Source organism: Alteromonas sp. LMIT006 (assembly GCF_024300645.1).
Lineage (GTDB): Bacteria > Pseudomonadota > Gammaproteobacteria > Enterobacterales > Alteromonadaceae > Opacimonas > Opacimonas immobilis.
The window spans coordinates 2,241,591-2,265,852 of record NZ_CP101291.1 but is presented as its reverse complement, the minus strand read 5'-3'; the positions used below and the strand labels follow the sequence as shown (position 1 = coordinate 2,265,852).

Here is a 24,262-nt window from a genome sequence, read left to right as displayed (position 1 = left end):
TAAAAAGGAACAGAATGACTGATTATCATCATTTAGTACAAGGACGTGCGAGTTTTCCCTTCAATGATTTGGGGGTATTTCGCAACGAGTTAGGGGACTTTTGTCGAGTTTACATACCTGGCGCAATCGCAGTGAATGTTGTGGATGTTCAAGGGGCACAGGTGGTTGAACTGACAGCTGCCGGGGATGGAGTTTTTTGTAATGTCATTGCCAGTCAAATCCCAAAACAGTACCGCCTGAAGGTGCAAACTGTCGACACCGAATACACCATTGTCGACCCTTATGCGTATAAAAATGAAGCTTATCATGCGGTGCATTTTGTCGATCACGCGCCGCAAAATGTCTATCGTCAGCTTGGGGCACAGGCCATTACGTTACATGGTTCAGATGATACGTCTTTAGAGGCGGTTCGTTTTGCGGTTTTTGCACCTAATGCATCAGCGGTGTCAGTGATTGGTGAATTTAACCACTGGAATGATACGGCGCATCCCATGCAAAAAACCGATATGGGCTATTGGGTTTTGGTCATTCCGTCAGCGCACATTGGACAAAAATACAAGTTTGCCTTGCGTAATGCACAAGGTGAGCGTTTACCTCATAAAGCCGATCCAGTGGGCTTTTACCATGATCAATATCCATCGCATGCTTCGGTGATTTTTGACCATTCCTCTTACGTTTGGAATGACAGTGAATGGCGCAATAGACAAAATTCCGATCCGTATTCACATCCCATCAGCATCTATGAAGTGCAACTTGCTTCGTGGCGTAGACCGGTTGATGGACGTCGCTATTTATCCTATCGTGAGCTTGCTCAAGACTTGGTCTCATACGTTAAAGACATGGGCTATACGCACATCGAGTGTATGCCGATTTCTGAATACCCATTTGATGGCTCCTGGGGCTATCAACCCGTTGGTTTATTTGCACCAACTAGCCGTTTTGGAACGCCTGATGATTTCAAATATTTTGTTGATACCTGCCATCAAGCCGGCATTGGGGTGATTATTGATTGGGTACCGGCGCATTTTCCAGAGGATGATCATGGTTTAGCTAAGTTCGATGGGTCGTGTGTTTATGAATACGAAGACCCACGAAAAGGCTGGCATCCAGATTGGAACTCATGCATTTATGACTTTGGTAAAGATGAAGTGCGTCAATTTTTGGTGGCGAATGCTTTATATTGGTGTGAGCATTTTCACATCGATGGATTGCGTGTGGATGCGGTGGCATCTATGTTGTATCTGGACTACTCGCGCAACGATGGCGAGTGGATCCCAAATGTCGATGGTGGTAATCACAACTATGAAGCCATCAGCTTATTACAGTGGATGAATCGAGCTGTTTATGAGCAGTTTCCAAATGTCATGACCATTGCTGAAGAATCCACCTCGTTCGCTAAGGTGTCTCGTCCTGTCGATATGGGCGGACTCGGCTTTGGCTTCAAATGGAATATGGGTTGGATGCACGATTCATTAGAATACATCAGTCGTGATCCAGCACATCGTAAGTATCACCACAATGAAATCACATTCTCGATGGTGTACGCGTTTGACGAAAATTTCGTCTTGCCCATATCACACGATGAGGTGGTGTACGGCAAAGGCTCACTGCTTAACAAAATGCCTGGCGATGATTGGCAACAGCGAGCGAACTTGAGAACTTATGCAAGTTTCATGTTTACCCATCCGGGCAAAAAACTCAATTTTATGGGCTGTGAATTGGGGCAATATCGGGAGTGGGATCACGATGGTCAGCTCGATTGGTATTTGCTAGATGAGCCAAAGCATTCACAGATTCAACAGTTGTATCGCGATTTGAATCACTTATATCGAAACAACCCTGCACTACATGAGCAATGTCATACTGGAAAGGGGTTTCGGTGGTTATCACACAATGATGAGGAACGCTCCATTGTGTGTTTTAGTCGCCATGCAGATTCTGGCCAAATTGCCGTTGTGCTCTGTAATTTTACGCCCATCCCACACAATGAGTACGTTTTAGATCATGTTTCTGACGGGGAATATCAAGTGGTGTTTAATTCGGATGCAGCTATTTATGGTGGGAGTGATTATTTTGTGCCTCAAACTACAACCGTTGCTAATGGTCATTTGATGCTAGCATTACCACCATTAGCCTGTGTGGTGTTAGTACAACAATGATTACGGCCAATCTGCGTGCTTCGTACGGAGTCACACTGACTCAAAACAGTCTTGAGTTCGTCTTGTATGGGCCTGAACTCAAGGACGCAGAATTGGTTTTATTTCATGCCGATACGCAAGAAGAATTGGCTCGCTTTCCTGCAGAAAAGCGCGTAGGTAAAGATTGGTATTGGTCGATTAATACAGGCTATTCTGATTTGGTTTATTTGTATCATGTTACGATGCAAGATGGTGGAGCGTGCTTCATCAGTGATCCATACGCCAAACAACTGTCTCATGCTTGGTACTGGGATCGTGAGCAATACAATAAAAATCCTTCATTGTGGTTTCCAAAAGGCAAAATCCCATCGCAACATCGCTCCTCAAAATTGGTTCGGGTTGCACCATTAGAAAAAGCGATTTTGCCCCATCATCGCGTCGTATATGAAGCGCATGTCAAAAGTATGACCATGCAACACCCAGACGTGCCAGTTGAGCATCGCGGGACTTATTTAGGCTTGTGCCATACTGCTGTGATCGAGCATTTGCACCACATGGGCATCACCACGATTCAGTTGATGCCCTTGATGGCGTTTATGCCAGAGCCTTTCATTGTCGAAAAGGGCCTCACGAATTATTGGGGCTATAATACGGCCAGCTTTTTTGCACCGGAGCCTCGTTATGCCTACCGTGATGCGCATTTAGAATTACAAACTTGTGTGGATAAGCTGCACAAAGCCGGTTTTGAAGTGATTTTGGATGTGGTGTTTAACCATACTGCCGAAGGTGGTCCTGATGGACCGATATTACATCATCGTGCGACCCAACCAAGTACGGCATATACCTTTTTACCTGAATCAAGAGAATATGCGAATTATTCAGGATGTGGTAATACCATTAACCTTGCGCACCAGTACAATCTCCAAATGATATTAGATGCAGCAAGACATTGGGTTACAGAATATGGATTTGATGGCTTTCGCTATGACTTGGCAACGAATATGGGGCGTCAGCCACACGCGTTCTCATTAAAGTCAGGTTTTTTTAAAGCCTTGCAACAAGACCCAATTTTGCGTGACAAAATTCACATAGCCGAGCCGTGGGACATTGGTGATTATGGTTATCAGTTGGGGAATTTTCCGGTGTCCTTTGCTGAAATCAACGATCAATTTCGCGATATCACCCGCAGTTTTTGGCGCGGTGATAATAACAAAATGGCGGACTTTGCGACGTGCATGTTTGGTTCGCGAGATATTTTCCACAAAGGCGTTCGCGCCTCTTACACATCGGTCAATGGCGTGACGTTTCACGATGGCTTCACCTTACAAGATGTCGTGAGCTACCAAGACAAACACAATGAGGCGAATCTTGAGGATAATCGCGATGGTCATAATCACAATGCGAGTTGCAATTATGGCATTGAAGGACCAACCGATGATGTGGTGATCAACCACGTCCGAGAACGGCAAAAGCGCAATTTGTTTGCGTCGATGATCTTTGCTCAGGGCACGCCATTGGTCTTGCATGGCGATGAATTAAGTCGTACTCAACTCGGTAATAATAATGCGTATTGCCAAGATAATGAGCTCAACTATTGTGATTGGGATCTCAATCGGCAGCAGGCGGATTTTTTAGCTTTTTGTCAGTACTGTATCGCGTTAAAACAATCCAGTCAGATCCTCACCAATGCTCAATTAGCAGATGATGCATTTTTTGACCAGTGCAATGTGGATGCCGTCCATTGGTACAAAGTTGATGGCAGTCCCAAAGCCGATTCCGATTGGCATGATCCAATGAACAAAGGCTTTGCCGTAGAGTTAATTGGTAATCGTGATAATCAAGAGCACTGGCTGATTTGTGTCAATGCCGACAAGGTCGATCACAATATGGTGTTGCCTACCGTTAAGCAGAACCATCGTTGGCAGGTAGTGCTCGATACGCGTATGACGGACTTTAGACCTGCAGGAGCTTACATAGCGAAGCCACAATTTGTGATCTCAAATCGTTCGTTTGTTATATTTAAACAAGACGATAGTAAAAGAGAAGCATAATGTCCAAATCATTTAGTACCGCTCACCTCAGTCCTGCAGCACTATACGTGACACAAGAAAAAGGCACTGAACGTCCTTTTACTGGCGAGTATAACGCGCATTTTGCAACTGGGATGTATCACTGTGTTGTCTGTGATGCGCCACTGTTTAGCTCTGAGCATAAATTCGAATCTGGCTGTGGCTGGCCGAGTTTTTTTGATCAAGATACAACACAAAATGTAAAGTTTGCCCCCGATCATTCACATGGCATGATACGCACCGAAATTTTGTGTAAACACTGTGATGCGCATTTGGGACATGTTTTTAACGATGGCCCTGCACCGACTGGTGAGAGGTATTGCGTAAATAGTGTCTCTTTGCAGTTTCACTCGGGTGAATAAATAATATATCACGCAAAATAATAATATATTTTAGTCTTATATAGTGTGCTTTATTTTCGTCTGAAAACGTCAAGCATGCGCGTTCACTGTAACTAACCTCTAATAATGTTGAAAAACAACATACAATTCTTTCAATTTCTCTGAAAATATTCATTTTTTGTAATTATCCAACAATTTGGCAAGCCCATTTTCCTTGTATACACTTAGACTCGAATTTGTCGCCTCTGTACCCTACAAACGTACCGTGGCAAGTGTTTAACTAGTTTGAGTAAAGGCCTTAATTACAATGAATCAAGCAGTCGAATTGGAACTTCAGAAAAGTTGGCAGGAGCGTCAGGAATACGCTGAAAAAATGATGCCAATTATTGGTAAACTGTATCGCAACAAAGCGATTGAAATCACCGTTTACGGTCGCTCGTTATTAAACGCCAGCGCTATCGATGTCATCAAAGCACATCGCACGGTTCGACGTCATGAAGGCCAAAAACTTCGCTTACGCGAATCTTTTCCTATTCTTGATGCCATCAACGAGATGCAAATTGCACCAGCGTGCATTGATATTGGCAAATTGGCGTATGATTTTCATTATGGCGCAGGTAAAGAATCTACAGACCTAGTCGGATTTATCAAAGACCAACTTGCTCCAGTGGTTGATAAAGAAGATAACCAAGCACCACAAGACGTCGTATTATACGGCTTTGGACGTATTGGTCGTTTATTGGCGCGGTTGTTAATTGAACGTCAAGGTGAAAATAACAAATTGCGTTTACGAGCGATTGTCGTGCGTGGCGGTAAAGATGGCGATTTAGAAAAACGCGCCTCATTGTTGCGTCGCGATTCAGTACATGGTCCATTCAATGGTTCAATCACTGTAGACAACGAACGCAAAGCTATTTTAGCCAATGGCTCTTACATTCAAGTGATTTATGCAAACTCACCAGAAACGGTCGATTACACACAATACGGTATCGATAATGCTTTAATCATTGACAACACCGGTATTTGGCGTGACCGCGATGGCCTTGGCTTACACCTTCAAGCGAAAGGTGCAGCGAAAGCGCTATTAACCGCACCGGGCAAAGGCGATATCAAAAACATCGTGTATGGTGTGAACCATCAAGACGTCACTGCGGATGATAAAATTGTTTCTGCGGCATCTTGTACTACCAATGCGATTACACCCGTACTAAAAGTACTTGATGAAGAATACGGCATCAAAAACGGCCATGTCGAAACTGTGCATGCATTCACCAATGACCAAAACTTAATTGATAACTATCACAAAGCTGAGCGTCGTGGTCGCAGTGCGCCACTGAATATGGTTATCACTGAAACCGGTGCTGCGAAAGCCGTATCAAAAGCCTATCCTAAGCTTGAAGGTAAATTGACGGGTAACGCGATCCGTGTACCAACACCGAATGTATCAATGGCTATTTTGAATTTGAATCTTGAAAAAGAAGCCGGTTCTAAAGAAGCCATTAATGACTTTTTGCAAAATGCGGCCTTGTTCTCTGAGTTACAAAATCAAATTGATTTCACTTCATCGACAGAGATTGTATCTAGTGACTTAGTGGGTGCGCGTGCAGCGTCAATTGTCGACAGTGCTGCGACGATTGTGTCGGGTGACCGTGCAACATTATATGTTTGGTATGATAACGAGTTTGGTTATAGCTGTCAGGTTATGCGTGTGGCGCAAGATATGGCGGGTATATTTGCGCCGAGTCTACCAGCTCAATAAGTGTTGTTCACTCTAATATGATTAAGCCCCGGACAGTGTGCCGGGGCTTTTTTTGTTCTGTGAAAGAACACTGATACTATTACGGTCTTAATTATCATGCTTAATGAACAGGCTTAGTATTCAGGACTCAACATGACGCAGATGGAAACCAACAAAACTTCAAAATTTCGGTCACTTCGCAGAAGTCTCATTGAGATATGTGTCTTTGTTGTGATATTGATGGCCATCGTCTGGTATCAACAGCGTAATATGCTGGTCGCAGATGGCACAGTCACGATTCCTGAGCATCAATTTGTGAGTCTTGACGGGCGCACACAACCGCTACTTGACAATGATAAACCGACATTGGTGTATTTTTTCGCGCCTTGGTGCAAGGTGTGTTATTGGAGTATAAACAATGTTGATGAACTCGATTCGGAACAAGTGAATGTGGTTAAGATTGCTCTTTCATTTCAAAACCTTGAAGAGGTCGAGCGATTTGTTCAAGAGACGGGTACCAAGCGCAGTAATGTACTGTTAGGAACTCGTAGCACAGCGCATACGTTCCAAATCAGTGCGTTTCCAAGCGTGTATATTCTGGACAACCAAGGAGCAGTTGTTGGGCGGAGTGTCGGGTATAGTTCAGAGTTTGGGATGAAGGTAAAGCTTGCTTTTACGAGTTAGTCCTTAATATCACGCTAGACAATACTGGTCATTTCCACAAAAATTGTGCTACATTGCAAGTAATAAGAATAACACGGAAATCATCAATGCATATAAGCAGTGCTTTTGATAGCGGCAACATCCGCGTCATTACGGCAGAGTCTCCTCAAGACATTCGATTAGCCATTAACAAAGACCATCAATCTGACTTTTACCAGTGGTTTCACTTTCGTCTGGCAACGACAGCAATGGTTAACCATACACTGCGTATTACAGATTTAGCCAATTCAGCCTACCCTAAAGGATGGGAAGGGTATCAAGCGGTTGCCAGCTATGATCGTGAAGAATGGTTCCGCGTAGACAGCCACTTTGATGGTGATACCTTGACCATCGACGTGACCCCAGAGCACGATGTCATGTACTTTGCTTATTTTGCACCTTACAGTTATGAGCGGCACATGGATTTAATTGCTTCTGCACAAACTGGGTTTGAATGTCGTCATGAATTACTCGGCCGAACCTTAGATGGACGTGATATGGATTTGCTGGTCATTGGTGACGAGCAATCTGACACACCAAAATTAAAATTTTGGGTCATTGCTCGCCAACACCCAGGGGAATCTATGGCACAGTGGTGCGCTGAAGGTATTCTGTCAAGATTACTCGATGATAGCGATGGCGTAGCACGTGATTTGCTTGAACACGTTGTCTTTTATGTCGTTCCCAATATGAATCCGGATGGCAGTGTGCGTGGTCATCTGCGCACTAATGCAGCTGGGGTGAACCTCAATCGCGAATGGGAGAGTCCCTCCATGGAGCAGTCTCCAGAAGTGTTCCTTGTGCGCAACAAGATGGATGAAGTCGGAGTCGACCTGTTCTTGGATATGCATGGTGATGAAGCGCTACCGTATAATTTTGTTGCCGGTTGTGAAGGCAATCCGAACTACAACGAGCGATTAGCTGAATTAGAGAACACGTTTAAACAAGTATTGATGCAGACCACACCTGAGTTTCAAGATACCTATGGCTATCCCAAAGATGCGCCAGGTACGGCCAATTTGACGATCGCAGCAACTGCCATTGGTCATCGTTTTAATTGTCTATCATATACTCTTGAGATGCCATTTAAAGACAATGCAGATTTACCAGATGCTGTCTATGGTTGGTCGATACCTCGTTCACAACAGCTCGGTGCAGATGTCCTTGTGGCGATGCGCGCAGTGATGAAAGTATTACAACAATAACCCTTTATAAAGGAGCAACAAGTGGAAGCACTCAATAATTTTTTACTCATGTTAGATGGGTTTTTGGGCAGTGCCTTTTGGTTTCCGTATGTCTTACTCGGAACTGGCCTGTTTTTTACCTTTTACCTAAAATTTCCGCAGATCCGTTTTTTTAAACACGGTTGGAAAGTCGTTTCGGGTAAATACACTCATGATGATGATCCTGGTGATACCTCACCGTTTAAGTCATTAACTACGGCATTATCTGGTACGGTCGGCACTGGTAATATTTCTGGGGTAGCCTTTGCGATATTCCTTGGTGGCCCTGCAGCATTATTTTGGATGTGGGTGACGGCCTTTTTGGGGATGACGACTAAGTTTGTAGAAGTCACTCTGTCTCACAAATACCGTGAAAAAACCGAAGACGGCACCATGGCAGGTGGTCCAATGTACTTCATGGACAAAGGTTTGAATATGAAATGGATGGCCATCGCCTTTGCGGTGGCAACGGTTATTTGTTCATTTGGCACAGGTAATTTGCCACAATCTAACGGTATCGCCAGTGCAATGGAACAGTCCTTTGGTATTGATCCTATGGTGATGGGCGGCATTTTAGCCATATTACTCGGTTTGGTGATTTTGGGTGGGATTCAGCGTATTGCTGCTGTGACGTCCAAAATCGTCCCGATTATGGCAGTAATTTATATCATTGGTGCATTAGCGGTTATTTTTGCTAATTTAGGTAACTTAGGGCCTGCTTTTGCGTCAGTTTGGGCTGATGCGTTTACCGGTTCAGCTGCTGCTGGAGGGTTCTTGGGCGCGAGCTTAGCCTATGCATTCAACCGAGGGGTAAATCGTGGTTTATTCTCCAACGAAGCGGGACAGGGGTCTGCGCCAATCGCACACGCGGCAGCCAAAACCAAAGATCCAGCAGCCGAAGGCATGGTGTCAATCCTAGAACCTTTCATCGATACCATCATTATCTGTACTATTACAGGCTTAGTCATTTTGTCATCAGGCGTGTGGAATGAAAAACACCACAACATTTTTGACAAAGCGGACATGCTGATTGTGTCAGGGCAATATAGCGACCAAAATCAAGCTGATGTTGAGTCATTATATAAATATCTTAACAACATTGATGACAAAGCGATTACTCCGTATAACGGTCGTATTCAAGTCGTCAGCGGCAAAGCCGTTAACACCGATTTTACCATCATTAATTCGCGCTCTGTTGCTGAAGACGTTGTCTTTAGTATTGCCTCTGAAGAAGATAGTTTCACTGGCATGGTGATTGTTGAAGATGGTAAGCCACAAAAAGACAATCTCGTTGTTTCAGGTAAATCACTCGTGCATTCTGCTCGTTTAACGACCATAGCCTTCACCCGCGGGTTCTTTGGTGATTTTGGCCAATATATCGTGTCTGTGGGCTTGCTGTTATTTGCCTTTTCTACTGCGATTGCATGGTCTTATTATGGTGACCGTGCCATGACATACTTGTTTGGACCAAAATCCATCATGCCATATCGCGTGGTATATGTGGCTGGTTTCTTTATGGCGGCGTTTTCTGATACCACCTTGGTATGGACGTTTTCAGCGGTAGCAATTGTGGTCATGACACTACCCAACTTGTTTGGGATCTTGATGTTGCGCAAAGAGATGAAAGATTCGATGAATCAATATTGGGATAAAGTCAAAGACAGTTAAGTCGCTGACATTAAATTAACATCAAAAAGCTGATATCATACGTATCAGCTTTTTTGTTTTTAAATAAATTCCAAGGTTTCACATGCTAACTGATTGCCCAGCTTGTAAGAAAAAAATCTCCGACAAAGCCGAAACGTGTCCACATTGTGATTTTGCAGTTGGGGCAGATGATGCCGATGCGATTTTGGAGAGAGAAAAACGCAAACGCTACGACCAACATCAAAGCTTGCAAACTCAGTCATTTGTAGCAGTGTTAGTGTTCATCACGGGGTTTGGTTTATTGTATTGGGGACAACCTGAGGTCGGTGGCACGCAACACAGCATTGGCATGTTAATGTTGGTATTGGGTTTTTTGTGGTACGTGGTCAATCGCGCTCGAATCGCTTTTATCAAAGCTAAGAAAATTAAATTTTAGGATAACCAGTATGAATGTTGAACAACTTGTCGCAGGAATGACTCCTGAAATTTTTGCTAATTTGCAAACGGCGGTAGAGACCGGTAAGTGGGCAAATGGCCAAAGCTTAACCGATGAACAAAAAGAAAACGCACTGCAAGCAGTGATGTTATATCAAGCCAAAATTGCCAAAACCAACGAACACATGACCATAGGCGAAAATGGTGAAATGGTTCACAAAAGCAAATCTGAATTGCGTCGTGAGTTATCTGAAGAAAGCGAGATCTTCCGCACTAAGCTTTAAGCGTTGATGCTCATCTCGCCTCTGAGGTTCTGCCCAAGGAGAGTGATTTGTTCATCGTAATCATCTGTGGCGGATAAAACGTAATGAAGTTTAGTGAGTGCAGCTTCAGGTGTCATATCGTACCCATTGATTACTCCCACATCGGATAAGATCCTGCCATTCGCATAACCATCCATATTCACACTACCGTGCAAACATTGTGTGCAGTTGAGGACAAGGATGCCGTCTTCTTTAGCCTTTGCTAACAAGCTTAAAATTGCTTTGTTTTGTGGTGCATTACCCACGCCATAACTCAACAATACAATCGCTTTCATAGGTTGACGCAACAGGTTTTCCAAAATCTGAGCGCTGATACCGGGATACAAATACAACAATGCCACAGGTTGAGTGGTGATTCGGGTCATTTTCATTGACCCTGAATTAGCAATAGGGGCGAAATCATTGCGCTGAATATGGATCCCAGCCTCAATCAATGTTGGATAATTTGGCGAGCCAAATGCAGCAAAGCCATCAGCGTCTAATTTTCGCGCGCGATTACCGCGCAACAATTGATTATTAAAATATAAACACACTTCGTTAATTGGATGGTGTGCGGCGAGGTATAAGGCATTTAATAAGTTTTCTTGACCGTCAGAGCGCAATTGTGCAAGCGGTATCTGCGAACCAGTTACAATAATAGGTTTATCCAAATTGGCAAACATAAAAGACAGCGCTGACGCGGTATACGCCATCGTATCGGTACCATGTAAGATGATAAATCCATCAAACTCGTCATACCGCTCGACAATATCATCCGCTATGAATTGCCAGTCACTGGGTTGCATATCTGAAGAATCCAACAGTGTCTGGTATTCATGGAGCTCAAATTCCGGCATCTCCGGACGGGTTAACTCTGAAAGTTGACTTACACTTGTTTGTAAAAAGCCCGCAACAGGGACATATCCTTGTGGAGAGGGTTTCATACCAATGGTCCCCCCAGTGTAAGCGATGTAAATTCGTTTTCTGTCTGCCATGCATCAAGTTTTATTTGTTCGGCGTAAATTGTCCAACAATGTCTTCACCAGCAGCTTGTTTATCAGCATGATAGCTTGATCGGACCATTGGTCCGCATGCAGCGTGAGTAAAGCCAATTGATTTTGCGTATTCTCCTAGTTCATCAAATTCAGTCGGAGTCACATAGCGTTTAACCGGGTAGTGATGGCGTGATGGCTGTAAGTACTGGCCAAGGGTCAACATATCGACATTGTGCTCACGAAGGTCATCTAATACTTGTTGGATTTGCTCATTCGTTTCACCCATGCCCATCATTAAGCCTGACTTAGTAGGAATATCTGGATGCTGTGCTTTGAATTTACGCAATAACTCCAACGACCACTTGTAATTTGCACCTGGGCGACACTCACGGTACAAATCAGGAATGGTTTCAAGGTTATGGTTAAATACGTCTGGTACTCCCTTTTTAAGGATCTCTAATGCTGTATCCATGCGTCCTCGGAAGTCAGGTACCAGAACTTCAATTTTGGTATTAGGACTATGTTTACGGATCGCATTGATACAATCCACAAAGTGTTGCGCACCGCCATCGCGCAAATCATCGCGGTCAACGGAGGTGATGACGACGTATTTTAAGTCCATCTGCGCGATGGTTTTGGCAAGCTTCTCAGGTTCTTCAGCACTCGGTGGTAAAGGTTTGCCGTGAGCCACATCACAAAATGGACAGCGACGAGTACAGATATCGCCCAAAATCATAAACGTTGCTGTACCGTGATTAAAACACTCGGCCAGATTGGGACAACTCGCTTCTTCACATACTGAATGAAGATTATTTTCGCGCAAGACTTTTTTGATGTTGTCAATGCGATCGGTGGTGCGAGGGAGCTTAATTTTTATCCACTCTGGTTTGCGGAGCATTTCTTCTTTTTCGGTAGGTACGATTGTGACCGGAATATATTTTACTTTCTCATCATCGCGTAGCTTTACGCCAGCTTGTGTCCGTGAGTTACTCATCAAAACCTTCTCTAAATTCTAGTGCAGGCGCCCCTATTAGCGCATGAAAACATTTTACTACAGATACTCCAACTTGTTCTAGTGGACGTTCGTCGCCTAGACGGTGTGCATCAACCATTTGTAAACCAGCATAGCCACAGGGGTTGATAAGCTGAAATGGGCTTAAATCCATATTCACATTCAACGCAAGTCCATGAAATGAACAACCTTTGCGAATGCGTAAGCCAATAGAACAAATCTTAGCTTCGTTGACATAAACACCTGGCGCATCTTTTTTTGGATAACTCTCAATGCCAGCTTGGGCTAAATGCGCCACAATCGTCTCCTCTAACGCTGTAACGAGTTGACGTACACCAAGTTTGCGACGTTTGATATTCAGTAAAACATACATCACCTGTTGGCCTGGGCCGTGATAGGTAACTTGCCCTCCGCGGTCGACTTTGACAATCGGAATATCTGAAACATTCAGTATGTGCTCGGCTTTACCCGCTTGCCCTTGGGTAAATACCGCTTCATGTTCGACTAACCATATTTCATCACGAGTGTGTTCATCACGTCGATCGGTAAAGTCCTGCATCTTTTGCCAGATGGGGGCATAGTCACAACGACCGAGTTGGCGAACGATAATCGTATCCATAAATAAACGCTTAGATTACGACTCGAACAACATCTAATGCCGACAGTTCAGTATAAATCGACTCCATATGCGTTTTAGATGTCACCTTTACACTCAGTGATAAAGCATGATAATTGCCTTTGCTGCTGGGTTTTACTGTCGGATTATAGTCACCAGGTGCTAGTTGCTGCAAACGAGTGATCACTTGGTCAGGGAAGTCAGGTTGAGCAAGACCAAGGACCTTGAAAGTTTGGTAGCAAGGAAATTCAAGAAGTTCGTCAAAACGGGTATCCACATTATCACCTTTGGATAAAAAAAACGGTCTGATTATACACTCAGACCGTTGTGAATTCACCATATCAAATATTATTGTTGCTCGCTGCTCAGTTTGAGCTTGATAAAGTCCGCTGCCTTGGAAAAGAAACCGCCTTCTTCGACACTCTGTAAAGAGACTAGTGGGTACTGTGCGATCACTTCGTCTTCGATTTGCAGAAATAGCTTGCCAACGGTTTCTCCATTAGAGAGAGGCGCCTCTAACTTGCGGTCAAGGACGAAATTCGCTGTTAGGTTTTGAGCTTGTCCTCTTGGAATGGTAATAGATACATCTTGATCAATTCCTAAATCAACCGTATCTCGGTTGCCCATATAAATACGATGCGCAACAAAGCTTTCGCCGGCTTTGTAAGGTTCAATGGTTTCAAAGAAACGGAACCCGTAGCGCAGAAGTTTTTTGTTTTCGGTTTTGCGTGCGCGTTCAGATTCAGTACCCATTACCACAGAAATCAGTCTCATATCACCTTGAGTGGCAGACGTAATAAGCGAATAACCTGCATCGGAAGTGTGGCCTGTTTTGATGCCATCAACATTGAGAGCCTTATCCCATAATAAGCTATTGCGGTTAAATTGCTTAATGTTGTTGTATTCAAATTCTTTTTGACTATAGAGCTGATATTCTTTGGGATTATCGTTAATAAGTGCTTGCGATAAGCGAGCCATATCACGAGGCGTGGTATAGTGTTCTGGGTCATGCAAACCATGGGCGTTCATAAAGTTGGTACTGGTCATACCTAACTTAGCCGCATAGGCATTCATCATGCTCACGAATGCATCATGGCTTCCCGCAACATGCTCAGCCATTGCCACGCATGCATCATTTCCTGATTGAATGACAATTCCCTTCATCAAATCAGAAACGCTTACTTTTGTGCCGACTTCGATAAACATTTTGGATGAATCAGGAAAGTTTTTCGCCCATGCGTTTTCTGAAATACTCACCATATCGGTAAGGGCAATATTGCCGGCTTGTAACTCTTGACCAATCACATACATGGTCATGATTTTGGTTAGGCTAGCCGGAGCGAGTTGCACATCCGCGTTTTGTTCAGCAATGACATGTCCAGTTTTGGCATCAATTAATAAAAAACCTTCAGCAGCGACCGATGGTGGAGGAGGAATGACCACAAGAGCATGCGCGAAAGAAATAAAAAAACAAGAACAAATGGTAAGGAGTACTGCTTTAAACATAGACAAACCAATTCAAAATTAAACTGTGAAGATTGTAACAAGATTGTATGGACAATGTGACCTTAAAAGGGCAAAAAAGTTGCACTCTTACTCGAAAACAATAAAGGCCTCAGGGTAATCGTTACTTTGCAGGGTGTTTAGTGCATCAGATGCGCTCAAATAATCAGCAAAAGGGCCAAGCTTTAAACGGTATAGGTTATTTCGTGCGGCAACTTTAAAATCCGTTTGATAGATTTGTTGCAATACGTCACCGAGAGAGAGGATGTTTTCTTCACTGGTAGCAGCTGCCACTTGCACATAATACTGCTTGCTGGCCTCAGGCTTCTGCAAAGGTGAAGGAGGCACAAATTCAGATAATGGGATCGGTGTACTATCCCCAATCGTCACCAGTTCGTTCTTGTCTACGTGTATGACTTCAATGCGCACGTTGGCCGTTCCTGAATCTAAATAATCGAGTTCTTTGGCGGCTGCAAAAGACAAATCTATTACTCGGTTGTTGTGAAAAGGGCCGCGATCGTTAATCCGAACAATCAGAGACTTGCCATTATCTAAGTTAGTCACTCTGGCGTATGAAGGCAATGGCAAGGTGGTATGGGCAGCCGTATATTCATACATATCAAATGTCTCACCATTGGCGGTGGCGTAACCATGAAATTTTTGTCCATACCAAGATGCAATGCCTTCTTCCACATAGCCATATCCACTTAATAGGGGCTGATAGGAAATACCTGCAATTTGATAAGGACGGAGATTGGCTAAGCGATATGGCTCGTAACGCGGGATAATGGGTGAGGGTTCATGATCAGGGATCAGCACCGCCGGGGCAGAATCTACACGTTGAGAGTAGCGATAAGATTGGGCACAGCCACTGATAATTAAGACTAAAAAAATGATCCAGATCTTCATCGAGAAACCACCTTTTTTTGCGTGGCAACGGCCATGACGATCCCAAAACCAGCCAACAAGGTAACCATAGACGTACCGCCATAGCTAACTAAAGGCAGAGGTACTCCGACCACAGGTAACAAGCCGCTGACCATCCCAATATTTACAAACACATAGACAAAAAAGGTCAACGTAATACTACCAGCCAATAATTTACAAAATATAAACTGACTTCTACCAGCTATGATTAGGCCTCGCACTATGATAAATCCATACAACGCAAGCAGTAGCAAAACCCCGATTAAACCAAATTCTTCACTAAATACAGAAAAGATAAAATCGGTGTGCCGTTCGGGTAAAAATTCCAATTGTGATTGTGAGCCTTCTAACCAGCCTTTACCAGAAAGCCCACCAGAGCCAATGGCGATTTTACTTTGAATGATGTGGTAGCCCGCACCTAAAGGGTCGCTTTCTGGATTTAAAAACGTGATGACTCGTTGTTTTTGATAGGCTTTCATCAAAAAGAACCACATTACCGGAATAAAGCTTATCGCTAAGACACTAGATACCGTTATGATTCGCCAACTCAATCCAGCTAAGAACAACGCAAATAATCCCGAACTAGCAATCAGTAAGGCCGTACCTAAATCGGGTTGTCTGGCAATGAGCAAAGCGGGAATCAACACGAGTAAAAAGCCTATCAATACGTGTTTGAGCTTCGGCGGTAATGGTTCTTGGCTGAGATACCAAGCAATGGTCATCGGCACGAATAACTTGAGTATTTCAGATGGCTGAAAACGCATAAAGCCCAAATCGAGCCAGCGTTGTGCGCCTTTACCCTCGACACCAATAAACAGTACTGCGACTAATAGCAAGACTCCAACTAAATAAAATATCGGCGCAATTGAACGATAAAAGTGTATCGGTATCTGTGCACAAAACAACATCACGGCCAAGCCAATACCGAGTCGGGTTACTTGCTTATGGATCAATCCAATGTCTTCACCACCTGCTGAATATATGGTTACTAGGCCGGTCCCCATTAAGACAATTAAACCCACCATCAACCATGCGTCGATATGCAAGCGCTGCAGTAAACTCGATAAGAAAGACGAGGACGGGTTAGTCATTAAACTTGACCTTTTGCTGAGCAATCGTGGCGTCGCGTGATGTTCGATCTACGAGATAGTAATCCATCACTTGCCGTGCGAGAGGGGCTGCATTAGAACCACCGCCACCGGCGTTTTCCAAAGCCACAATGACACTAATTTCAGGAGTATCAACAGGCGCATAGCCGAAGTACATCGCGTTGTCTTTCAAATAATCGGCTATTTCTATTTCGTCAACGTCTTCATCTTGCCCAACAGTGAATAATTGAGCGGTTCCAGTCTTGCCACCTGATGAATACTTGGCATTCCGATACGCACCGTATGCAGTTCCATGGGGCAGTCCAACAGTATCCCTCATGGAATTTCGTACATGCTCCCAATGTCTAGATTGCAGCATCGAAATCGGAGGGAATTCGCTAACACCTTGTTCAAGTAATGATTCTTGGATCAGCGAACCTCTTAAAATTTGTGGAATATGGCGAACCCCGTCGTTGAGTAACGTGTTTAATGAGTTAAGTAACTGAATCGGAGTCGCTGTCCAATAACCTTGACCAATACCTATAGAAATCGTATCACCAATATACCAAGGCTGATTGAAACGGGCTTGTTTCCATCCACGAGATGGCATATTACCGTCGGTTTCTTCAGCCAAATCAATTTCGGTATATAAGCCAAAACCAAATTGAGTCATATATTCATGGATGGTGTCAATGCCCAACTTATAAGCCAGCTCATAAAAAAAGGTATCACAAGATACTTCAATTGAATATTTGACATCAACATGTCCGTGGCCTGTTTTCTTCCAATCGCGCCAGCGGTGAGATACTTCAGGTAGTTGATAATAACCCGGGTCGTGGATTTTACTGTGTTCTGAAATGACACCGTATTCAAGTCCAAGTAAAGCAAGATGGGGTTTAATCAAAGATGCGGGGGGATATTGTCCTTGTACGGCACGATTTAATAATGGACGGTCGGTATTTTGGATAAGTTTGTTGTATTCTTTTTGGCTGATCCCACGAACAAACAAATTGGGATCATAACTAGGATTTGAAAACATCGCTAAGATTTGCCCAGTGCTAGGATCTGAAACAACCACTGACCCGCGTTTTTCTCGCATGATATTTTGGATAAACAATTGTAGCTGCACATCGATATTTAGAACCAAATCCTCTCCAGGAATCGGTTCTTCAACAGATAATACTCGTAATTCCCGGCCTTTATTATCGACTTCGACTTGTTTGTAACCAACGCTACCGTGGAGTCTGTCCTCATAGTAGCGTTCAATGCCTTGTTTGCCAATAAAACGCGTTGCGGCATAGTTCGAAGTTTGACCTCTTAAAGCGATGCTTTCTAGATTTTGGCCATTGATTTTGGCAATGTAACCGAGCACGTGAGTCAATGCATCGGCGTACGGGTAATATCGGGTCAAACCGGCCTCAACAAACATACCCGAAAAACGATGCTGTTGCGCTGAAAATTTAGCCACTTGTTCTTCGTTAAGGTTATCCAAAATAGTGACTGGTTGAAAACGGCGGGCATTTTTGATGCTGTCACGAATTTCTTGTAATTGCTCGTCATTAATGACAAGCAGTTCTGAAAGTTCGGCAACGGTTTCGTCAATATCGCGAATTTGTTCTTTGACCATCCGCAAGCTAAACGAAGGACGGTTTTCTGCTAATAAGACGCCGTTGCGGTCATAAATCAACCCACGATTTGGCGCGATCGGAACCACCTTGATACGATTGCCGTCAGCTCGGGTTTGATAATCTTCAAAAGAGACTATCTGTAATTGATACATATTAAGGAGAAGCACCCCAAAAACAACGGCGACCAAACATATTGCGATGAATGCACGGCGCAAGAACAACTTATCTTCGGCGGTATAATCACGCATTGCCTGACGGCGCTTAGCCATAATATCTTATTCCCGATGATATGGATGGTTTTGAGTAACGGTCCAAGCCCGATAAAGACTCTCTGCAACTATGATCCTGACCAAAGGATGAGGTAATGTCAATGCTGATAGAGACCATCTTTGTTCGGCTAACGCTAAACAACTCGGCGCCAGTCCCTCCGGACCACCAATAAGCAAGCTAATGTTGCGTCCGTCCATTTGCCAGTTCTGTAATTGTTGGGCAAGTTGCGGGGTATCCCATGGACGACCTTTGACTTCAAGGGTGACGACTTTATCTCCTTTGCCAATGGCTTGACAAGTCAGTTCACCTTCTTTTTCTAATATACGTGGGATATCGGCATTTTTGCCGCGTTTACCTGCTGGAATTTCTTTAAAATACACATCGAGCTCAGGCGGGAATCGGCGCAAAAACTCGCGACAACCTTCCTCTACCCATGCTGGCATTTTGGTGCCAACAGCAATAATAGTGATGCGCATGGATGATTCCAGTTATCCCCAAAGTTTCTCAAGTTGAAAATAATCACGTGACGCGTCCTGCATTACATGCAACACCACATCACCCATATCTACAACCACCCATTCTCCATCTTCGGTGCCGGAAATGTTAAGGGGAGGGGAGCCTGCGTGTTTCATTTCCATAACAACATTTTCGGCAATGGCGCAAACATGACGTTTGGAATTGCCTGAACAAATCACAAAGGCATCGGTAATTGTACTTTTACCGGTCAAATCTAACGTAATAATATCACGTGCTTTCATGTCATCCGCTTTATCAATGACAAATTCTAATAACGCTTGTAACTCCAAGAGTACCTCTAATTGTGGTGTTGGTATAAATGATGTCTCTGTATATAGTTTAACACGCCTTTAGGGAGATATTTAGCACAGTCTTGATTGTTTTGTATGGCTTGGCGAATTTGTGTTGAAGAAATTGGATACAAGGCAGTTTGTGCCAGATAAATGTGCCCCTTCATTAAGCCCTGATGGGAATCAAAAAACTCGAGTTCAGGGGCTAGGTTGTTGTTTTTTTGTACAGGTTTATCACGTGGCAATACAATTATGCTGGTTTGTTCCAGTAACCGTGTAACATCATACCAGTGATGCAGTTGTTGGTAACTGTCAGCGCCCATAACAAAAACAATCTCTTCTTCAGGCGTTCTGTCACGCCATGATTGAATCGTATCCGCGGTATACGACACACATTCACGGTCGATTTCATCACGAATGAGATATAGCTTAGGAAATTCTGCGATGACTTTTTCGAGCATGTTAATTCGGTGGTTATTGGAAACCATGCATTCACCTTGCTTGAAGGGGCTTACGAAGTTTGGCATCAAGCCGATTTGTGCAAAGCCAAATTCTTCGCATAAGCTTAACAGTGGTTTAATATGACCAAAATGCACAGGGTTAAATGTGCCGCCAAAGACGATTTTCATGCGCGTTGTAATGATATATTCTGAGCCCCTTGAGCAGTAAACAATAAACACAAGTGAGCAAGTTGAACAAAAGGTCTGGCCGTCGTTTCTGATTTAAATTGCTTATCTGCGTAGGTTAATTCATTAGCAATGACTTCGAGTTGTTGTGGCTCGAGTCTTTGTAATGCGGCTTGATAAAGTGGTTGACGCTGTGGCCAAATACCAAAACGCTGCCACGGAATGGGCTGTTTGGTTTTTAGCAACGCTTGCAGTTGCAGCAGGTTTTGCCATTCCTTGAGTAAAGACCATATAATGACATTGGGTTCAACGCCTTCGCCCTCTAGACGCAATAGCAGACGCACAATCATGTCGCTATCGCCTTTGAGTACTTCATCGATTAGCTGAAACACGTTAAAGCGAGATTGCTCCACGACCGCATGTCGACACATATCTAATGTCAAAGTCTGAGAGTCGTAAAGCAATGCTAATTTTTGTACTTCTTGAGCTGCGGCAAGCATATTACCTTCGCACGCATCTGCGATAAACTGAACGCATTGTGGCTCGAAATTGAGTCCTGCCTGTTGCAATAATCCTGCTAACCATTGCTGTAAAGCGTGTCCCGAGAGAGGGTAGCAGGGCACAAATAAACCACATTGAGCAATGGTCTTAAACCATTTGGTGTTTTGCACATCTTTGCCAACTCGAGGACCGTGGATCACTAAAAGCAAGTCATCGTGCAATTGCTCAGCCAGCGCGATGAGTGTTTTACTGCCAGTAACACCTGGTTTACCGGTCGGCAGATGCAACTCGATCATTTGCTTATCGCTGAATAACGACATGGTCTGAGTGGCGTCAAATAAACTGTCCCACTCAAATTGCCCATCTGCAGTCAGTGACGTGCGTTCCGAAAAACCATTGTCTTTTGCCACATTTCGAACACAGTCCAATGCTTCAATTACTTGCTGTGGTTCATCACCAAAAATAAGCACCACATGTGGGATTTGCTTAGATAATTGCGCGTTGAGTTGGTCCGATTTGATTTGCACAATTTACTCCAGCAACAAAGCGGTTTGATAGTTTACCGCAAGCGTTCTAAGCAGTTGTTCGGCAGCTTGGTTTCGCAATTCTTGCATAATGAGTTCAAGTTCCAGCGATTTGGCTAAAACCTGCTTAGGATCATCTTGATAGTCGCGAAGGATATTGATTTCTAGTGGGATAGAAGCCGAATCAACGGATAATTGATAGCGTAGCGTATAATTTAGCTCATATTCAGCGACTTGTCCTGAAGCAAATACAGATAAGAGTCTGCGAGTGACCTTTTCATCGATCAAATTTAAGCGAATATCACTCTCGTTGCGCCAAACTAAATCATTTAGAGAGCCTAAACGCTTCAGTGCCTCAGCAAATGCTTGGGTTGATGGTTGAGTGACTATTGCGAGTTGGCGCAGTTCCTGTGGTACCAAATTGGCTTGTCGTGGCGTAAAGCCACAACTCGCCAAAGAAAATACGACAAAAATAAGAAACCATATACGCATTATTAATTCGCAACAATGTTGAGCAATTTACCTGGGACAAATATCACTTTGCGAATGGTTTTTCCGTCAACAAAGGATTGCACATTGTCTTCTGCCATAGCAATTTGCTCTACGTCTGCTTGTGCTGCGTCTGCGGCAACGGTGATTTTGGCTCGAAGTCTGCCATTGACTTGAACAATGATAAGTTTTTCCTCCTCAATCATAGCCTCGGCATCAGCCGTTGGCCAAGGAGCATTATGAACATCAGAGTGTCCTAGAGCTTGCCATAAAACATGACAAATGTGAGGCGTCACAGGTGTCAACATCAAAATTAAGGCTTCAATACCTTCTCGTATCACACTGCGGTCGTTATCAGTATCGACCGCCGCCTTTTGCAGTGCATTGGTCAACTCCATTATGGCTGCAATAGCGGTGTTAAAGGTTTGACGCCTCTCAATATCATCACTGACTTTGGCAATGGTCTTATGGATAATACGACGTAATTCACGTTGCGGCTTAGACAAGTTGTTAGTTAATGGCGCAGTAGCACCGTGCTGCAAGTGTTCATGGACTAGGTTCCACACTCTGCGTAAGAAGCGATGTGCACCTTCTACGCCAGAATCAACCCATTCTAGAGTTTGTTCTGGCGGCGCTGCAAACATAGTAAAGAGTCTGACGGTATCTGCACCGTATTGGTCAATTACCGATTGTGGGTCAATTCCGTTGTTTTTGGACTTAGACATCTTGGTCATTCCGCCATGAATAACTGGCTGTCCATCTGCATTGAGCGTTGCGCCAACAACACGTCCTTTTTCATCTTTCTCGACGGTTACATCGGCTGGTGAATACCAAGTTTTCTTACCCGCATCATCCTCACGGTAAAATGAATCCGCTAACACCATGCCTTGGCAAAGCAGTCGCTTGTATGGTTCAGACGAATCGACGAGGCCTTCATCGCGCAGTAATTTATGGAAAAAACGCGAATATAACAAATGCAAAATAGCATGTTCAATCCCGCCTACATACTGATCCACTGGTAACCAATAATTGGCTTCAGCTGGATCGAGCATTGCATCCGATGGGGCTGAGGTGTAGCGTGCGTAATACCAAGATGACTCCATAAAAGTATCGAAGGTATCCGTTTCACGGGTCGCTGGCTGTCCATTGTATGTGGTTTTGGCCCACTCAGGATCCGCCTTGATAGGAGAAGTAACGCCATCCATAACCACATCTTCAGGCAAGCGCACTGGTAAATCTTCAGCAGGTGCCGGAACGGATTCACCGTCTTGAGTATTCAACATAGGGATCGGAGTTCCCCAATAGCGTTGACGCGAAACGCCCCAATCACGAAGACGATAATTGATGGTTTTCTGACCGCGCTCTTTGGCCACTAGCGCATCAATGATTGCGTCAAATGCTTGGGGAAAGTCCAAGCCATCAAAATCACCCGAGTTAATCAAAGTGCCTTTTTCCGTATAGGCCGCTTCATTTAAGTCGTGTTCTTGCGCAAATTCTATGACTTGTTTGACTGGCAAACCATATTTATGAGCAAATTCCCAATCGCGCTGGTCGTGTGCTGGTACTGCCATGACCGCACCAGAGCCGTATTCCATTAAGACAAAGTTGCCAACCCAAATCGGTACAGTATTCCCTGTCAAAGGATGGATTGCAGAAAATCCTGTAGCCATCCCCTTCTTGTCCATTGTTGCCATATCAGCTTCTGCGACTTTTGTGTTTTTGCATTCATCGAGAAAGGCCGCTAAATCAGGATTGGTTTTGGCCGCTTCAAGGGCAATCGGATGCTGAGCGGCAACAGACACGAAAGTCACGCCGAGAAGTGTGTCTGGGCGGGTTGTGTACACTTCTAATTGTTCATAGCCAGCAATGGGTTGGGGCAAATCAAACTGGATATCGGCACCTTCTGAACGTCCGATCCAGTTTTTTTGCATCGCTTTGACTTGTTCGGGCCATTGCTCAAGCTCTTCCAAGTCATCTAAAAGCGCTTGGGCATAATCGGTGATTTTGATAAACCACTGTGGAATCTCTTTGCGCTCAACAATCGCTCCTGATCGCCAACCACGTCCGTCAATAACTTGTTCATTCGCTAGAACCGTCTGGTCAATCGGGTCCCAGTTCACTGTTGCGTTTTTTTTGTACACTAAACCTTTTTCAAAGAGGCGGGTAAAAAACCATTGTTCCCAACGGTAATAGTCTGGTTGACAAGTAGCAAATTCGCGATCCCAGTCATAGCCAAAGCCAAGTGATTTAAGCTGGCCTTTCATGTATTCAATGTTGGCGTACGTCCATTTGGCTGGCGCAGTTTGATTGGCAATAGCCGCGTTCTCTGCAGGTAAGCCAAAAGCATCCCATCCCATAGGTTGTAACACGTTTTTGCCCAACATGCGTTGTTGACGACTTATCACGTCACCAATTGTGTAGTTTCGAACATGACCCATGTGTAGCTTGCCACTGGGATAGGGGAACATGGATAGGCAATAGAATTTTTCTTTGTCACTGTCAGGCTGAGCTGCAAAACATTGATGCTTTTGCCAATAATCTTGGACTGACGATTCGATTGAATTGGGTTGATATGAAGTGTGTTCAGTTGCTTGCGTCATCGTTCTAGTGCTTATCAATATAAGGTTTTATCTGCGCTATAGAATACACCACAGAGGCTTTATTGACTATGGTAAGCAGTGA

The 24,262-nt window shown here is 44.1% G+C and carries 23 protein-coding genes; 9 read left to right on the top strand and 14 right to left on the bottom strand.

Annotated elements, in window-relative coordinates; genetic code table 11:
* The first annotated feature begins 14 nt into the window (after window positions 1-14).
* The 9 genes from glgB to NLG07_RS10520 all read left to right on the top strand — a co-directional run bounded on the left by glgB (window position 15) and on the right by NLG07_RS10520 (window position 10,577).
* Complete coding sequence (gene glgB, locus NLG07_RS10560) at window positions 15-2,159, top strand: 1,4-alpha-glucan branching protein GlgB (protein WP_254855413.1); 2,145 nt, start codon at window positions 15-17, stop codon at window positions 2,157-2,159.
* Complete coding sequence (gene glgX / locus NLG07_RS10555; protein ID WP_254855412.1) at window positions 2,156-4,189, top strand: glycogen debranching protein GlgX; 2,034 nt, start codon at window positions 2,156-2,158, stop codon at window positions 4,187-4,189. The genes glgB and glgX overlap by 4 nt, the downstream gene beginning before the upstream one ends.
* Window positions 4,189-4,569 (top strand): peptide-methionine (R)-S-oxide reductase MsrB, encoded by a 381-nt coding sequence (gene msrB, locus NLG07_RS10550; protein ID WP_254855411.1) that lies wholly within the window; start codon window positions 4,189-4,191, stop codon window positions 4,567-4,569. The genes glgX and msrB overlap by 1 nt, the downstream gene beginning before the upstream one ends.
* A gap of 286 nt (window positions 4,570-4,855) precedes the next feature.
* Complete coding sequence (locus NLG07_RS10545; RefSeq protein WP_254855409.1) at window positions 4,856-6,307, top strand: glyceraldehyde-3-phosphate dehydrogenase; 1,452 nt, start codon at window positions 4,856-4,858, stop codon at window positions 6,305-6,307.
* Window positions 6,308-6,439: 132 nt separating this feature from the next.
* Window positions 6,440-6,970, top strand: coding sequence for a thioredoxin-like domain-containing protein (locus NLG07_RS10540; RefSeq protein ID WP_254855408.1), 531 nt, complete (start codon window positions 6,440-6,442; stop codon window positions 6,968-6,970).
* An 86-nt stretch (window positions 6,971-7,056) separates the two neighbouring features.
* Window positions 7,057-8,193: a M14-type cytosolic carboxypeptidase gene (locus NLG07_RS10535; protein ID WP_254855407.1), complete on the top strand. Its 1,137-nt coding sequence runs from the start codon at window positions 7,057-7,059 to the stop codon at window positions 8,191-8,193.
* Window positions 8,194-8,214: 21 nt separating this feature from the next.
* Window positions 8,215-9,879, top strand: a complete 1,665-nt coding sequence (locus tag NLG07_RS10530; RefSeq protein ID WP_254855406.1) for a sodium:alanine symporter family protein — start codon at window positions 8,215-8,217, stop codon at window positions 9,877-9,879.
* A gap of 82 nt (window positions 9,880-9,961) precedes the next feature.
* Window positions 9,962-10,294: a zinc ribbon domain-containing protein gene (locus NLG07_RS10525; RefSeq protein WP_254855405.1), complete on the top strand. Its 333-nt coding sequence runs from the start codon at window positions 9,962-9,964 to the stop codon at window positions 10,292-10,294.
* A gap of 10 nt (window positions 10,295-10,304) precedes the next feature.
* Window positions 10,305-10,577 carry a YeaC family protein gene (locus NLG07_RS10520; RefSeq protein WP_254855404.1) on the top strand — a complete coding sequence of 91 codons (273 nt, stop codon included), beginning with the start codon at window positions 10,305-10,307 and terminating at the stop codon, window positions 10,575-10,577.
* Here the strand turns inward: NLG07_RS10520 and ansA are convergent.
* The 14 genes from ansA to leuS all read right to left on the bottom strand — a co-directional run bounded on the left by ansA (window position 10,574) and on the right by leuS (window position 24,180).
* A complete protein-coding gene (gene ansA / locus NLG07_RS10515; RefSeq protein WP_254855403.1) occupies window positions 10,574-11,590 on the bottom strand; it encodes an asparaginase in 1,017 nt (338 codons plus the stop codon). The two genes, NLG07_RS10520 and ansA, sit on opposite strands and share 4 nt — an antisense overlap.
* Before the next feature lie 10 nt (window positions 11,591-11,600).
* On the bottom strand, window positions 11,601-12,584 hold the full coding sequence (gene lipA, locus NLG07_RS10510) for a lipoyl synthase (RefSeq protein ID WP_254855402.1): 984 nt from the start codon (window positions 12,582-12,584) through the stop codon (window positions 11,601-11,603).
* Window positions 12,577-13,221 (bottom strand): lipoyl(octanoyl) transferase LipB, encoded by a 645-nt coding sequence (gene lipB / locus NLG07_RS10505; RefSeq protein WP_254855401.1) that lies wholly within the window; start codon window positions 13,219-13,221, stop codon window positions 12,577-12,579. The genes lipA and lipB overlap by 8 nt, the downstream gene beginning before the upstream one ends.
* 10 nt (window positions 13,222-13,231) lie before the next feature.
* On the bottom strand, window positions 13,232-13,495 hold the full coding sequence (gene ybeD / locus NLG07_RS10500; RefSeq protein WP_254855400.1) for a DUF493 family protein YbeD: 264 nt from the start codon (window positions 13,493-13,495) through the stop codon (window positions 13,232-13,234).
* Between the two features lie 71 nt (window positions 13,496-13,566).
* Complete coding sequence (locus tag NLG07_RS10495; RefSeq protein ID WP_254855399.1) at window positions 13,567-14,724, bottom strand: serine hydrolase; 1,158 nt, start codon at window positions 14,722-14,724, stop codon at window positions 13,567-13,569.
* A gap of 87 nt (window positions 14,725-14,811) precedes the next feature.
* Window positions 14,812-15,630: a septal ring lytic transglycosylase RlpA family protein gene (locus NLG07_RS11890; protein WP_303049204.1), complete on the bottom strand. Its 819-nt coding sequence runs from the start codon at window positions 15,628-15,630 to the stop codon at window positions 14,812-14,814.
* Window positions 15,627-16,739 (bottom strand): rod shape-determining protein RodA, encoded by a 1,113-nt coding sequence (gene rodA / locus NLG07_RS10480; protein WP_254855398.1) that lies wholly within the window; start codon window positions 16,737-16,739, stop codon window positions 15,627-15,629. Before rodA ends, NLG07_RS11890 begins: the two co-directional genes overlap by 4 nt.
* Window positions 16,732-18,633 (bottom strand): penicillin-binding protein 2, encoded by a 1,902-nt coding sequence (gene mrdA / locus NLG07_RS10475; RefSeq protein WP_254855397.1) that lies wholly within the window; start codon window positions 18,631-18,633, stop codon window positions 16,732-16,734. Before mrdA ends, rodA begins: the two co-directional genes overlap by 8 nt.
* Before the next feature lie 6 nt (window positions 18,634-18,639).
* Window positions 18,640-19,110, bottom strand: a complete 471-nt coding sequence (rlmH, locus tag NLG07_RS10470) for a 23S rRNA (pseudouridine(1915)-N(3))-methyltransferase RlmH (RefSeq protein ID WP_254855396.1) — start codon at window positions 19,108-19,110, stop codon at window positions 18,640-18,642.
* Window positions 19,111-19,122: 12 nt separating this feature from the next.
* Window positions 19,123-19,440 carry a ribosome silencing factor gene (rsfS, locus tag NLG07_RS10465; protein ID WP_254855395.1) on the bottom strand — a complete coding sequence of 106 codons (318 nt, stop codon included), beginning with the start codon at window positions 19,438-19,440 and terminating at the stop codon, window positions 19,123-19,125.
* A gap of 8 nt (window positions 19,441-19,448) precedes the next feature.
* Window positions 19,449-20,069 (bottom strand): nicotinate (nicotinamide) nucleotide adenylyltransferase, encoded by a 621-nt coding sequence (nadD, locus tag NLG07_RS10460; protein WP_254855394.1) that lies wholly within the window; start codon window positions 20,067-20,069, stop codon window positions 19,449-19,451.
* Window positions 20,066-21,094 carry a DNA polymerase III subunit delta gene (gene holA, locus NLG07_RS10455; protein WP_254855393.1) on the bottom strand — a complete coding sequence of 343 codons (1,029 nt, stop codon included), beginning with the start codon at window positions 21,092-21,094 and terminating at the stop codon, window positions 20,066-20,068. The genes nadD and holA overlap by 4 nt, the downstream gene beginning before the upstream one ends.
* 3 nt (window positions 21,095-21,097) lie before the next feature.
* A complete protein-coding gene (lptE, locus tag NLG07_RS10450) occupies window positions 21,098-21,583 on the bottom strand; it encodes an LPS assembly lipoprotein LptE (protein ID WP_254855392.1) in 486 nt (161 codons plus the stop codon).
* A gap of 2 nt (window positions 21,584-21,585) precedes the next feature.
* Entirely contained in the window at window positions 21,586-24,180 is a 2,595-nt protein-coding gene (leuS, locus tag NLG07_RS10445) for a leucine--tRNA ligase (protein WP_254855391.1), read from the bottom strand.
* Window positions 24,181-24,262: the final 82 nt, after the last annotated feature.

Bases quoted from the DNA above. Each gene is read 5' to 3' on its own strand.
- glgX (WP_254855412.1), top strand. From the start codon at position 2,156: ATGATTACGGCCAATCTGCGTGCTTCGTACGGAGTCACACTGACTCAA.
- mrdA (WP_254855397.1), bottom strand. From the start codon at position 18,633: ATGGCTAAGCGCCGTCAGGCAATGCGTGATTATACCGCCGAAGATAAG.
- lptE (WP_254855392.1), bottom strand. From the start codon at position 21,583: ATGCGTATATGGTTTCTTATTTTTGTCGTATTTTCTTTGGCGAGTTGT.
- msrB (WP_254855411.1), top strand. From the start codon at position 4,189: ATGTCCAAATCATTTAGTACCGCTCACCTCAGTCCTGCAGCACTATAC.
- leuS (WP_254855391.1), bottom strand. From the start codon at position 24,180: ATGACGCAAGCAACTGAACACACTTCATATCAACCCAATTCAATCGAA.
- NLG07_RS10520 (WP_254855404.1), top strand. From the start codon at position 10,305: ATGAATGTTGAACAACTTGTCGCAGGAATGACTCCTGAAATTTTTGCT.
- rodA (WP_254855398.1), bottom strand. From the start codon at position 16,739: ATGACTAACCCGTCCTCGTCTTTCTTATCGAGTTTACTGCAGCGCTTG.
- NLG07_RS10545 (WP_254855409.1), top strand. From the start codon at position 4,856: ATGAATCAAGCAGTCGAATTGGAACTTCAGAAAAGTTGGCAGGAGCGT.
- NLG07_RS10525 (WP_254855405.1), top strand. From the start codon at position 9,962: ATGCTAACTGATTGCCCAGCTTGTAAGAAAAAAATCTCCGACAAAGCC.
- NLG07_RS10540 (WP_254855408.1), top strand. From the start codon at position 6,440: ATGACGCAGATGGAAACCAACAAAACTTCAAAATTTCGGTCACTTCGC.
- NLG07_RS11890 (WP_303049204.1), bottom strand. From the start codon at position 15,630: ATGAAGATCTGGATCATTTTTTTAGTCTTAATTATCAGTGGCTGTGCC.
- lipA (WP_254855402.1), bottom strand. From the start codon at position 12,584: ATGAGTAACTCACGGACACAAGCTGGCGTAAAGCTACGCGATGATGAG.
- ansA (WP_254855403.1), bottom strand. From the start codon at position 11,590: ATGGCAGACAGAAAACGAATTTACATCGCTTACACTGGGGGGACCATT.
- NLG07_RS10535 (WP_254855407.1), top strand. From the start codon at position 7,057: ATGCATATAAGCAGTGCTTTTGATAGCGGCAACATCCGCGTCATTACG.
- lipB (WP_254855401.1), bottom strand. From the start codon at position 13,221: ATGGATACGATTATCGTTCGCCAACTCGGTCGTTGTGACTATGCCCCC.
- nadD (WP_254855394.1), bottom strand. From the start codon at position 20,069: ATGAAAATCGTCTTTGGCGGCACATTTAACCCTGTGCATTTTGGTCAT.
- rlmH (WP_254855396.1), bottom strand. From the start codon at position 19,110: ATGCGCATCACTATTATTGCTGTTGGCACCAAAATGCCAGCATGGGTA.
- glgB (WP_254855413.1), top strand. From the start codon at position 15: ATGACTGATTATCATCATTTAGTACAAGGACGTGCGAGTTTTCCCTTC.
- NLG07_RS10495 (WP_254855399.1), bottom strand. From the start codon at position 14,724: ATGTTTAAAGCAGTACTCCTTACCATTTGTTCTTGTTTTTTTATTTCT.